This window comes from Polymorphobacter sp., assembly GCF_051860865.1.
Lineage (GTDB): Bacteria > Pseudomonadota > Alphaproteobacteria > Sphingomonadales > Sphingomonadaceae > Sandarakinorhabdus.
Map to the genome: position 1 here is coordinate 1 of NZ_JBIMKZ010000086.1, position 12,225 is coordinate 12,225.

A 12,225-nucleotide genomic window follows, 5' to 3' on the forward strand; every position below is an offset into this window, starting at 1 on the left:
CCGGCGGCTGGGGGCGAAGCCCCCAGACCCCATGAATTGGGTTCGGGTCGGGGCGATGTCGGCTTTCGCGGGGTGCGCGCGATTTGGCGCAGACGAGCGGTGTCCGTCCTCACTGACGCAGAGGCTCGATTGATGGGGTCTGGGGGCTTCGCCCCCAGCCGCCGGAGGCTCTTTCTCTCCTGACTGGCCCCTCAGCGCCAGCCGAGGGCTTCGGCGATGATGTGGAAGATGACATTCTGTTCGAGGACGCCGCCGACGAGGTGGGCGCGGGCGCCGGTGGCGTAGAGGGGGACGTCGTCGCCGGCGTGGCTTTCGCTGGGGGTGCCGTAGGTTTTGGCGGCGAGGTAGTTGGGGTCGTTGGGGGGGAGGAGGCGCGAGAGCGGCGGGCTGACGAAGGGGCCGTTGGCATAGCTGAGGGTGGTCATCGGCTGGCCGCGATCATCGAGGGCGAAGCCTTCGGGGTTGGTGGGTGAGCTGCCTTCGCCGCCGCGGGCGTTCTTGATGAAGCCGAGGATATCGTTGCCGCGTTCGGAATAGCCGGCGATGGAGAGGGTGTGCGAGTGGTCGGCGGTGACGAGGACGAGGGTGTCATCGAGGTTGACGGTCTTGAGCACGGTTTCGACGGCGCGGTGGAGCTGCTGGGTTTCGGAGAGCGCGCGGTAGGGGTTGCTGGCGTGGTGGGCGTGATCGATGCGGCCGGCTTCGATCATCAGGTAATAGCCCTTGGGGGCGGTGGCCTGCAGGCGCTTGAGGGCGAAGCCGGTCATTTCGGCGAGGCTGGGTTCCTTGCTCTTGTCCCGGTCGACCTCGAAGCTCATGTGATCGGGGGTGAACAGGCCGAGGACGGGGGCGGTGCTGCGGGTATCGAGGGCGCGGAAGCTGCTGGCGTTGCTGACATAGGTGCCGCCCGGATGGCGTTGCTTCCAGGCATCGACGAGGTTCTTGCCGTCGTCGCGCTTGCCGCCGGCGGCGACGGGCAGGAATTGGTTGGTGCCGCCGCCGAGGACGAGGTCGATGCCGGTCTGGCTGTTGTTCGGGGCGAATTCGACGAGCTGGGTGGCGATGTCCTTGCAGCCGGTGGCGCGGGCGTCGGCGGGGAAGGCCTTGTCGGCGCCTTCCCAGTTGCGATTGGGGACATGGGCGAAGACGGCGGCCGGGGTGGCGTGGGTGATGCGGGCGGTGGAGACGATGCCGACGGCCATGCCCTGGGCCTTGGCGAGCTCGGCGATGGTGCGCGGCCAGGCGGTGGGATTGCGGCAGTCTTCGGCGGTCTGGTTGGCGGCGAAGTTGATATAGCCGATGCGGGTCTTGACGCCGGTGTTGATGGCGCTGGCGGTGCCGGCGCTGTCCGAGACCTGGGCATCGGTGTTGTAGGTCTTGATCAGCGCGGTGTACGGCATGGTTTCGAAGGAGAGGACATTTTCCTCGCCGCTGCGGCGGGGCGAGCCGTCATCGGGATATTGGGCGGCGAAGATGCGCGCGGCGGTGACGGTGGCGACGCCCATGCCGTCGCCGATCATCAGGACAATGTTTTTGGCGCGCTTGGGGCGGTGGACGACCTTGAGGCGCTGGGCGATGACGGCGCGGCCCATCTGCCAGTAATCGTCGTTCTTGACCGGGGTTTGCAGCTGCTGGGCGGCGGCGGGCAGCGTGGTAGCGAGCAGAATGGCGGCAATGAGGGCACGGGACATGGGGATCTCCTGAGGATGCGGCCCTGATGGCGGGGGTTCGTGTCAGTAACGTTACAGCAGGCCGATCTCGCGGAGGCGTTCGTGCAGATAGGCGTTGGCAGTGATGGGGGGCCAGTGGCGGGGGCCGCCGGGGAGGGTCTCGATCAGGTAATCGGGGCGGAAGTGCAGGAAATAGGGCATCGAATAGCGGGCCTTGCCCTGGGCGGCGGAGGACGGGTTGGCGACGCGGTGGGTGGTGGACGGGAGGCGGCCGCCGCTGAGGCGCTGGAGCATGTCGCCGATGTTGCAGACGAGGGTGCCGGGCGGGGCGGCGATGTCCTGCCATTGGCCGTTGCGGTGGAGGAGCTGGAGGCCGGCCTCCTCGGCCTCGGGCAGCAGGGTGATGACGTTGATGTCTTCATGCGCGGCGGCGCGCAGGGCGTTGCCGGCGGGGGTGGTGATGGGGGGATAGTGGAGCAGGCGGAGGATGGAATTGCCGTCGCGGACCGGCTCGGCGAAGAAATCGGGGGGCTGGCCGAGGTGGACGGCGATGGCGCGGAGCAGGCGGGTGCCGGCGGCATCGAGGGCTTCATAAAGGGCGAGCGTGGCGGGGCGGAAATCCGGCCATTCCCGGGGCCAGATGTTGGCGGGCATGGCCCGGCTTTCGGGCAGGTCGCGGCCAATGTGCCAGAACTCCTTGAGGTCGGCGGTGTCGGTGTTCTTGGCGGCTTCCCGGCCGAAAGGGGTGTAGCCGCGTTGGCCGGCGCCGCCGGGGATGGCATAGGCGGCCTTGGCCGAGGGCGGCAGCGCGAACAGCGCCTTGGCGGCGCCTTGGGCGCGGCGCAGGACGGAATCGGGGATGCCGTGATCGCTGACGAGGGCGAAGCCGGTGCGCTGGAAGGCATCTCCGAAAGCGGCGGCAGCGGCGGCGAGATCGGTCTCGATGAGGGTGAGCGGAATGGGGGTGATGTCCGCCTGGGTCATGCGCGATCAATGCCGGGCGGCGGGGTCGGGCACAAGAGGGGTGGAGCGGGAGGCGATTGGCCACTAAGGTCGATTCATGGGTCGTTTCCTGTACTTCCCCGCTCTTCTGCTTGCCGCGCCTGCACTGGCGGAGCCGATTCCGCCGCCGATCGAGGCGATGCTGGAGGCGGTGGCCGACAAGCCCGACCAGCTGCGGACGATCGCCGATGTGGCAAAAAAGACCAATCCGGGCTCGGCCGGCGAGATCGATGCCAAGGTGTCGGGCTATAACAAGGCGCGGGCCGAGGCGCGGCTGGCGCGTCTGGCCGAACAGGGGACGCTGGAGGGCTGGACCGGCCAGGGCGAGGCCGGGGGGTTCGCGTCGAGCGGCAATACCAATGTTACGGGCGTGAGCCTGGGTATCAACCTCAACAAGGAGACGCGCAAGGCGACGCACAAATTGCGCGGCCAGTTCGACTGGCAGCGCGATTCGGGGGTGACGACGCGCGAGCGGCTGCTGGCGAACTATGAGGGCAACTTCAACATCAACCCTCGGCTGTACAGCTTGACCACGCTGAGCCTTGAGCGAGACCGGTTCTCGGGCTTTTTCAGCCGCTATGCGGGGTCGCTGGGCTTCGGGTACCGGCTGGCCGTGGGCCCACCGTTCCGGCTGGCGCTGGAGGCCGGGCCGGCGCTGCGGCAAACCGACTTCACCGATGGCTCCGACGAGCTCAGCATCGCCGCGCGTGGCGGCCTGACCAGCCAGTGGGTGATAAATCCGAACCTGACGCTGAGCGAGAATGCGTCGGTCTATGTCGACAGCTTCAACACCAGCTTCATGTCGATGACATCGCTGACGGCGCGGCTGGCGGGATCGCTGTCGGCGCGGGCGACATTCCAGGTCAATACGGAATCGAATCCGCCGGACGGGCGGCAGAAATCTGACACCACCAGCCGGGCGACGATCGTCTACAGCTTCTGAGCGCGTGGTAGCGGAGGAGGGATTTGAACCCCCGACCCCAGGATTATGATTCCCGTGCTCTAACCAACTGAGCTACTCCGCCATGGCCATCGGCCAGTGCGCTTCCACGCGGGAGCCGGCGCTATAGGGCGGCTTGGCGGGACGGTCAACAGGGTGCAGGCTGTGGTGACTTAAGGAGAATGCGCATGACTGTTCCCGCCGCGATTGCCGGGCGGCTGAAGCTGCCGGTGATCGGGTCGCCGATGTTCATCATCTCGGTGCCCGAGCTGGTGATCGCCCAGTGCCGGGCGGGCATTGTCGGCAGCTTTCCGAGCCTCAACGCGCGGCCGCTCGCGCAGCTCGACGAGTGGCTGGGCCGGTTGAACCGCGAGCTGGGGCCGGGGGATGCGCCCTATGCGGTCAACCTTATTGTCCATCGCTCCAACGACCGGTTGATGGAGGATCTGGCGCTGTGCGTGAAGCACCGGGTGCCGATCGTCATCACCTCGCTGGGGGCGCGGGAGGATGTGAACGCCGCTATCCACAGCTATGGCGGGATCGTGCTGCACGATGTGATCAACGACCGCTTTGCCCGCAAGGCGATCGAAAAGGGCGCGGACGGGTTGGTCGCGGTGGCGGCCGGCGCCGGCGGGCATGCGGGGACGCTCTCGCCGTTCGCGCTGGTGCAGGAGATTCGGCATTGGTTTGACGGGCCGCTGGCGCTGTCCGGCGCCATTGCCACCGGCGACGCGGTGCTGGCGGCGCAGGCGTGTGGTGCGGACTTTGCCTATATCGGCTCGGCGTTCATCGCCACCGAGGAGGCGCGCGCGGTGCCGGCCTACAAGCAGATGATCGTCGACTCCCGCGCCGAGGACATCGTCTATTCGAACCTGTTCACCGGCGTGCACGGCAATTACCTGCGGCCCTCCATCGTCGCGGCCGGCATGGACCCCGACGCGCTGCCCGAGAGCGACCCCAGCGCGATGAACTTCGCCGCCATGGACGCCAAGGCCTGGAAGGACATCTGGGGCTGCGGCCAGGGCATCGGCGCCGTCACCGAGGTGCTGCCGGCGGCCGCGCTTGTCGCCCGGCTTGCACGCGAATATGATGCGGCCATCGCCCGGCTCGGGCTGACACGAGTGTGAAGGTGCGTGAGATGACCGAATTGACCCGGCGTGGACGGATGATGTGGCTGGCCGGCGCGGTCGTGCTGGGGCTGATGAGCCAGTGGTGCGTCAATTTTGGGGTATGCGCGGCGCCGTTGTAAGGGGCCTCCGGCGGTAAGAGAAAGCGCCTCCGGCGGCTGGGGCCGCAGGTCCCAGACCCCGAGAATTCGGCCTTCGCATGGCGACGGCAGGCGGCTTTGCGGGATAAGCGCATTTATTGGGGTCTGGGGCCTGCGGCCCCAGCCGCCGGAGGCATCTTGTTACCGCCCGAGGCGCACTCACACGAAAGCCGTTATTCTCTGGCTCGGCCTCCCGTTATGAGGTCCGGGGGCTTAGCCCCCGGCCGCCGGAGGCCCCTACCCTTTCCGCTCCGACCGGACCGCCGGGCGACGGGTGTCGGCGGTGGCGTCGGTGGGGAGGAAGCTGCCGGGGCCGACCTTGAGCCAGACCAGCAGGGGCGCGCCGATGAAGATCGACGAATAGGTGCCGATGACGATGCCGAGCAGCATGGCCACCGAGAAGCCGAACAGCACCGAGCCGCCGAAGATGACGAGCGTGCCGAGCGCGATGACCATCGTAAGCGAGGTAACGATGGTACGCGGCAGGGTTTCGTTGATCGACAGGTCGAGGATGCCTTCGATTTCCATCTTGCGGTATTTGCGGAGGTTTTCGCGGACGCGGTCATAGACGACGATGGTGTCGTTCAATGAATAGCCGATAATGGTGAGCACGGCGGCGACAATGTTGAGATCGAATTCCATCTGGGTGATGGCGAAGAAACCGAGCGTCAGCGCGACGTCGTGGATGAGGGCGAACAGAGAGCCGACGCCGAACTGCCATTCGAAGCGGAACCAGATATAGATCGAGATGCCGACCATGGCGAACAGGATGGCGAGGCCGCCGGCCTGTATCAGTTCGCCCGAGACCTTGCCCGAGACGGTTTCGACGCGGCGGAACTGGGCATCGGGGTTGGTGGCGCTGATGGCATCCTGGACGCGCTTGACGGTGGCCTGGACGGCAGCATCGTCGCCCGGGGGCAGCGGCAGGCGGATGGAGACGGTATTGGGGTCCCCGAAGGTCTGGATGGCACCGGTGCCGGCGCCGGCGGCGTTGACCGTGCGGCGCAGGTCGTCGACCTGGGCGGTCTGGTCGAAGCGCACCTCCATCATCAGCCCGCCTTCGAAATCGACGCCGAAATTGAGCCCGCGGATGGCGACCAGCGCGATCGAGGCGAGGATCATCAGGATCGACAGGCCGACGGCGATGTTGCGCCAGCGCAGGAACGGAATGTTGGTATTGTCCGGGACCAGCTTCATCAGGCGCATGGTCGGCTCCTCAAAGCACCAGCGCGGCGGGGCGCGCGCGCCGAAGCCAGCGCGAGGCCAGCAAGCGGGTGACGGTGACGGCGGTGAACACCGAGGTGATGATGCCGATGGTCAGCACCACCGCGAACCCCTTGATCGGCCCGGAGCCGAAGGCGAACATGATGGCGGCGGCGATGACGTTGGTGACATTGGCATCGAAGATGGTGCGCGACGCCTCGCGGTAGCCGGTCTCGACGGCGCTGACGACGGCGCGGCCGCGGCGCAGTTCCTCGCGGATGCGCTCGTTGATGAGCACATTGGCATCGACGGCGGCGCCAATGGTGAGGACGAAGCCGGCGATGCCGGGCAGCGTCAGCGTGGCGCCGATGCCGGTCATCACGCCGAGGACGAGGATCGCGTTGAGCACCAGCGCGATCACCGAATACCAGCCGAAGCGGCCATAGGTGAGCAGCATGAAGCCGGCGACGAGGACCGTGGCCAGCACCGAGGCGAGCGCGCCGGCGCGGATCGAATCGGCGCCGAGATCGGGGCCGACGGTGCGCTCCTCGATCACCTTCAGCTCGACGGGGAGCTTGCCCGAGCGCAGCAGGATGGCCAGCTCATTGGCGGTGGCGATGGTGTAGCTGCCGGAGATGATGCCCGAGCCGCCGAGGATCGGCTCGTTGATGCGCGGCGCGGAGATGATAACGCCATCGAGGATGATGGCGAACGGCCGGCCGACATTGGCCTGCGTCGCCTGGGCGAAGCGGCGGCCGCCGGTCGAATCGAAGCGGAAGCTGACGGCAGGCTGGTTGTTCTGGTCGGTGCTGACCTGGCTGTCGACGAGCTGGTCGCCGGAGATGATGGCGCGGCGCTTGACGGCCATCGGCGGGCCTTCGAGGCTTGGCAGGATCTGGCTGCCCGGGGGAGCGCGGCCTTCGGCGAGCAGGGCCGGGTCGGCCTCCATGTCGACGAGCTTGAATTCGAGCTTGGCGGTCTTGCCGAGCAGCGCCTTGAGGGCGGCAGGGTCCTGCAGGCCGGGGACCTGGACGACGATGCGGTTGGCGCCCTGGCGGATGATGTTGGGCTCGCGGGTGCCGAGCTCGTCGATGCGGCGGCGGATGACCTCGACGGCCTGGGCCATGGCGCCATCGACGGCCTGGGCAATGCCGGCCTGGGTGGCGGTAAGGGTGACGCGGGTGCCGTTATTGCTGAGGTCGACATCGCGGACGGCGCCGACGCCCGAGGGCTGGCTGATCTTGCGCAGCGCCGTCAGCGCGCGGTCGAGTGCGGCGGGATCGGCGATGGTCAGCGCGATACGGTCCTTGCCGACCGAGAGGTCGCGGAACGACACGGCGCCGCCCGCGGCCTGGCGAAGCTCGCTGCGGATACTGTCTTCAAGCGTTTCGAGGCGGACCTTGAGGACGTCGTCGGCGGTGGCCTCCAGCATCAGGTGCGAGCCGCCGCGCAGATCGAGCCCGAGGTTCAGCTCCTTGGCGGGGAGGAACGACGGCAGCATGCGGAGCGCCGAGGCGGGCAGGAAATTGGGCAGCGCCAGCAGCAGCCCGAACAGCAGCGTGCCGGTGATCGCCCAGATCTTCCATTTGGGAAAGTCGAGCAAATGTCAGTTCCCGTTGGCGGGCACAGCCGGGACAGCGGCGGGGGTGCCGCGGGTGCGGACATCGGCGAGCGTGCCCTTGAGCACCTTGACCTTGATGCCGGTGGCGATCTCGACCTCGATCTCGGCGCCATCGGCCTTGGTGACCTTGCCGACGATGCCGCCGCCGGTGACGACCTCGTCGCCGCGCTGGACGGCATCGACCATGGCGCGGTGCGCCTTCAATCGCTGCTGCTGGGGGCGGATCAACAGGAAGTAGAAGATGGCGAAAATGGCAACATAGGGCAGGAAGGCGATCAGGCCCGCCATGCCGCCGGAGGCGCCGCCAGTGGCGGCCTGCGCAAAGGCCGGAGTTGCAAACATCGGTATGGCTTTCCTTGACGAGGACCGGCTGATCCTCCGCTGTTCGCTGGCCTCTAGCGGGTTGCGCCCGGCGTCGCAACTGCGGGCCGATGGTGGCGACGATTGTGGGGGACGATTGTGAGGGATAGGACATTGCCGCTATGGGCTGGCGAATGACCGACGATATTGCCCGCATCGCCTCCGCGCTCGAAGCGCTTGCCGCCCGGCTGGCGCCGCCGCTGCCGCCGCCCGCCGATCCACGCACGGGGCCATGGTTCGTCTGGTCGCAGGGGCGGCTGGCGGCGGCGCCGGCGCCGCGGGTGTCGGCGCTGGCGCTCTATCGGGGGGTGGATGCGCAGCGGGAGGCGCTGCTGGAGAACGCCCGGCGCCATGCGCATGGGCTGCCGGCGCATGACGTACTGCTCTGGGGATCGCGCGGGATGGGCAAGAGCTCGCTGGTGCGCGCCGTCCACGGGGCGCTGTTGGCCGAGGGCGAGGATGTGGCGCTGATCCAGGTGGCGCGCTCCGATGTCGCCGGGCTGGCGGGGCTGTTCGGGGCGCTGGCCGGGGTATCGCGGCGGTTCACGGTGTTTCTCGATGACCTGGCCTTCGATGGCAGTTCCGCCGAGGTGCATGCGCTGCGGGCTCTGCTGGATGGCGGGGTGGAGGCGCGGCCCGAGGGGGTGCGGCTGGCGGTGACCTCCAATCGTCGCCACCTGCTGCCCGGGCAGATGGCGACGACCGATGCCGACGACCCCAATCCGCGCGACACGCGCGACGACCATCTGGCGCTGGCCGATCGCTTCGGGCTGCGGCTAGGCTTCCATGCCTGCGACCAGGAGACTTATCTGGCGATCTGCGCGGCCTATGCCGAGGCGCATGGGCTGGCCTTCGACAGGCAGGCGGCGCTGGCCTGGGCGGCGGGGCGCGGGGCGCGATCGGGCCGGGTGGCGTGGCAGTTTACGGTGGAGACGGCCGGGGCGCAGGGGGTGGTGCTCAACGCCTGACCGGGCAGTTGAAACGGTCTGGACAGCGGCATCGGATCGGCGCAGAAATTGGGCTTCTGGCTGGGGGGCATGACCATGATCAGGACCTTTGTTGCTGGCACCGCTTTGATGGCGATGCTGGCGTCTTCGCTCGTCGGCAGCGCGGCGCTGGCCCAGGGCGGGCAGCGCGATGACCGGATGGCGCGGCCGACGCCCCTGCCCTCCCCCTCCCGACCTCCGACATTCGGCGGCAACCAGCGCTGGGACCGGACCGTGCGCTGCGAATCGCGGAACGGACGCTACCAGGAGTGCCGGGCCGATGCGCGCGGCGGCGCCGGCATCGTGCGAGTGCTGGGCGGCGACTGCGGACGCAACAACTGGGGCTATCGGAACGATGCCGTCTGGGTGCAGGGCGGCTGCCGGGCGGACATCGGCGTGCGCGGCGGAAACGGGAATGGCGGCAACGGCGGGGGCAACTGGGGCGGCGGCGGCAATTGGGGTGGCGGCAACAACTGGGTGATCGGCACGGTGCGCTGTGAATCGCGGAACGACCGGCGCCAGTCGTGCCGGGCGGATGCACGCGGCGGGGCGCGGATCAGCCGGGTGCTGGGCGGCAATTGCGCCCGGCAGAACTGGGGCTACAGCGCCAACGAGATCTGGGTCGATCGCGGTTGCCGGGCCGATTTCGAGGTGCGCGGGCAAGGCCGGCAGCCGGACCAGGGCGGCAACGGGCCGTCGACGGGGGCGATCATCGGTGGCGTGGCGGTTGCGGCCGGGCTGGCGGCGCTGATCGCGGCGAGCAGCAAGAAGAAGCAGCCGGCCGAGGCGGCGACGGCCGCCCCCTTGCCGGCAACGGGCGGCGGTACCGGACCGGCGCGGATCGACATCAACGCCGGCACGGTGCTGCCGGCGGCGCGGCCGAGCTTCCAGACCTGCCTCAACGAGACGGCGCAGCAGATCGGTGCCACCGGCGGCACCTCGATCTCGCTGGACGAGATGCAGGAGGTGGAGGCCGGCAATGGTGGCTACCGGTTCCGCTACCGGATCAAGGCGGCCTGGCCGGACGAGACGCGGACCATCGGCACCTTCTGCCGGGCGACGCCGGAGCGGGTGATCGAGCTGGACTTCAACTGATCGGGTGCTTCATCGCGTCCCCGTTGCGGAGCGGCCCGCGCGGGGGCTATGAGAAGAGCTTGGTAACCGTAAAGGCCTTTTCATGAGCTTTGCCCGCGGCACCTGGCGGTTTCTCGTCGGTGTCAAGGATCTGCTGGTCCTGCTCCTGCTGCTGCTGTTCTTCGCGGCACTCTGGGCGGCGCTGGGTACGCGCGCCAGCATCAAGGTGCCGGACGGCGGCGCGCTGGTGCTGAGCCTCGAGGGCGGGATCGTCGACCAGGCCAGCGACCAGGACCCATTGCAGCTGGCGATGGGCGCGGCGGGACGCACCGAAGTGCAGGCACGCGACATCATCCATGCGATCGACATGGCGACGACCGACGACCGGATCAAGCTGATCGTGCTCGACCTCGACACGTTCGTCGGCGCCGGGCAGGCCAATCTCCAGTCGATCGCGGCGTCGCTGCAGCGGTTCCGCAAGAGCGGCAAGCCGATCGAGGCCTATGCGACGGCCTATACCGACGACGGCTATTACCTGGCGTCGTCGGCCAGCCGGATCTGGCTCAATCCGCTCGGCGCGGTGCTGCTGACCGGGCCGGGTGGGCGCGGGCTGTATTTCCAGAATGCGCTGAACAAGCTCGATGTTGATGTCGAGGTGTTCCGGGTCGGCACCTACAAGGCGGCGGTGGAGCCGTTCACCCGGACCGATGCCTCGCCGGAGGCCAAGGCGGCCGACCAGGCGCTGGTCGACGGGCTGTGGCAGAGCTGGCGCAGTGACATCACCGCGCGGCGGACGCGCGTCGACGTGGCGGCCTGGCTGCGGGCGCTGCCGCAGCGGATCGCGGCGGCGGACGGCGACCAGTCGCGCGCGGCGCAGGCGGCCGGGCTGATCGACCGGATCGGCAACCGCCATGAATTCGACAAGGCCATCCTGGCGCAGGTCGGCGAGTCGGCGACGCCGCAGACGATGAGCTATAATGGCATCGGGCTCGACGGCTATGTGGCGGCCAGCCGGTCGCTGCTGCCGCAATCGGGGCCGGCGGTGGGCATCGTCTATGTCAGCGGCAATATTGTCGATGGCGAGGCCGGACGCGGCACGGCGGGCGGCACGACGATTGCCGACACCGTGCGCAAGGCGCTGGCCGAGAACAAGGATCTGAAGGCGATCGTGGTGCGGATCGACTCGCCGGGCGGGTCGGTGACGGCGAGCGAGGAAATTCGCGAGGCGCTGCTCGAAGCGAAGAGTGCCGGCATGCCGCTGGTGGCGTCGATGGGGCCGGTGGCGGCATCGGGCGGCTACTGGATCGCCTCGGCGGCGGACGAGATCATCGCCCAGCCGATCGGCGTGTTCGCGATCATCCCGACCTTTCCGCGCGCGCTGGCCTCGCTGGGGATCACCAGCGACGGGGTGAAATCGACGCCCTATTCGGGCGAGCCGGACGTCGTCGGCGGAATCGGGCCGGAGACGCGGCAGCTGCTCCAGATTTCGGTCGAGGATATCTACCGTCGGTTCACCGGGCTGGTGGCGGCATCGCGCAAGATGCCGGTGGAAGAGGTCAACCGGATCGGCCAGGGCCGGGTGTGGTCGGGCGCCGATGCGCAGCGGCTGCGGCTGGTCGACGGGCTGGGCGGGCTCGATGCGGCAGTGGCGGCGGCGGCGCGGCGGGCCAAGCTGGAAGGGACGCCGCGGACCATCGACATCGAACCGAGACTCTCCCCGGTGCTGGAATTCCTCAACGCTGTTGGCGGGCCGGCGGAAACCGCGCCGCAGGGGCGCGATCCGTTCGCCAAGCTGTCACTGGCCAGCCGCAGCCGGCTGTTCGGGCTGATCGGCGACCTGCGGCTGATGGCGGCGGGGCCGACGATGCAGGCGACCTGCATCGAATGCGCGGCGATGGGCTCGCCGCGGCTAGCGAGCGCGGCGCGGATCGAGACCGAGATGGCGAAGCTGGTGCGGCCTTAGGCGGTAGGGAGTGCCTCCGGCGGTAGGAAGCGCCTCCGGCGGCTGGGGCCGCAGGCCCCAGACCCCAATAATTTAGCTGATCCCGCAGCACCGTCTGCCGTCGCCTTGCGAAGGCTGGATTTGGGGGGTCTGGGGCCTG

General features: G+C 68.6%; 10 protein-coding genes and 1 tRNA gene. 5 read left to right on the top strand and 6 right to left on the bottom strand.

The window, feature by feature from the left end; all coding sequences use genetic code 11:
* Positions 1-191: 191 nt before the first annotated feature.
* Positions 192-1,691, bottom strand: coding sequence for an alkaline phosphatase (locus tag ACTIFJ_RS13385; protein WP_439534613.1), 1,500 nt, complete (start codon positions 1,689-1,691; stop codon positions 192-194).
* Positions 1,692-1,742: 51 nt separating this feature from the next.
* On the bottom strand, positions 1,743-2,654 hold the full coding sequence (locus ACTIFJ_RS13390; protein ID WP_439534614.1) for an isopenicillin N synthase family dioxygenase: 912 nt from the start codon (positions 2,652-2,654) through the stop codon (positions 1,743-1,745).
* A 76-nt stretch (positions 2,655-2,730) separates the two neighbouring features.
* Here ACTIFJ_RS13390 and ACTIFJ_RS13395 point away from each other — a divergent pair, with 76 nt between their 5' ends.
* On the top strand, positions 2,731-3,615 hold the full coding sequence (locus ACTIFJ_RS13395) for a DUF481 domain-containing protein (protein ID WP_439534615.1): 885 nt from the start codon (positions 2,731-2,733) through the stop codon (positions 3,613-3,615).
* A 5-nt stretch (positions 3,616-3,620) separates the two neighbouring features.
* On the opposite strand, the gene ACTIFJ_RS13400 is transcribed toward ACTIFJ_RS13395, so the two are convergent.
* A tRNA-Met gene (locus tag ACTIFJ_RS13400) sits at positions 3,621-3,697 on the bottom strand.
* A gap of 103 nt (positions 3,698-3,800) precedes the next feature.
* Between ACTIFJ_RS13400 and ACTIFJ_RS13405 the strand changes: the two genes are divergently transcribed.
* Positions 3,801-4,739, top strand: a complete 939-nt coding sequence (locus tag ACTIFJ_RS13405; RefSeq protein ID WP_439534616.1) for an NAD(P)H-dependent flavin oxidoreductase — start codon at positions 3,801-3,803, stop codon at positions 4,737-4,739.
* A gap of 377 nt (positions 4,740-5,116) precedes the next feature.
* Here ACTIFJ_RS13405 and secF read toward each other — a convergent pair whose 3' ends face one another.
* The 3 genes from secF to yajC are packed head-to-tail and all read right to left on the bottom strand — an operon-like array spanning position 5,117 to position 8,045.
* Complete coding sequence (gene secF, locus ACTIFJ_RS13410) at positions 5,117-6,085, bottom strand: protein translocase subunit SecF (RefSeq protein ID WP_439534617.1); 969 nt, start codon at positions 6,083-6,085, stop codon at positions 5,117-5,119.
* Between the two features lie 10 nt (positions 6,086-6,095).
* The gene (secD, locus tag ACTIFJ_RS13415) at positions 6,096-7,685 is read right to left on the bottom strand and encodes a protein translocase subunit SecD (protein WP_439534618.1); all 1,590 of its coding nucleotides are present in this window, start codon (positions 7,683-7,685) and stop codon (positions 6,096-6,098) included.
* 3 nt (positions 7,686-7,688) lie between these two features.
* A complete protein-coding gene (gene yajC / locus ACTIFJ_RS13420; RefSeq protein WP_439534619.1) occupies positions 7,689-8,045 on the bottom strand; it encodes a preprotein translocase subunit YajC in 357 nt (118 codons plus the stop codon).
* 152 nt (positions 8,046-8,197) lie between these two features.
* Here yajC and ACTIFJ_RS13425 point away from each other — a divergent pair, with 152 nt between their 5' ends.
* The 3 genes from ACTIFJ_RS13425 (at position 8,198) to sppA (ending at position 12,086) form a co-directional block, all read left to right on the top strand.
* Positions 8,198-9,031, top strand: coding sequence for a DUF815 domain-containing protein (locus ACTIFJ_RS13425; protein WP_439534620.1), 834 nt, complete (start codon positions 8,198-8,200; stop codon positions 9,029-9,031).
* A gap of 69 nt (positions 9,032-9,100) precedes the next feature.
* Complete coding sequence (locus ACTIFJ_RS13430; RefSeq protein WP_439534621.1) at positions 9,101-10,144, top strand: DUF3011 domain-containing protein; 1,044 nt, start codon at positions 9,101-9,103, stop codon at positions 10,142-10,144.
* An 82-nt stretch (positions 10,145-10,226) separates the two neighbouring features.
* Complete coding sequence (sppA, locus tag ACTIFJ_RS13435; RefSeq protein ID WP_439534622.1) at positions 10,227-12,086, top strand: signal peptide peptidase SppA; 1,860 nt, start codon at positions 10,227-10,229, stop codon at positions 12,084-12,086.
* Positions 12,087-12,225: the final 139 nt, after the last annotated feature.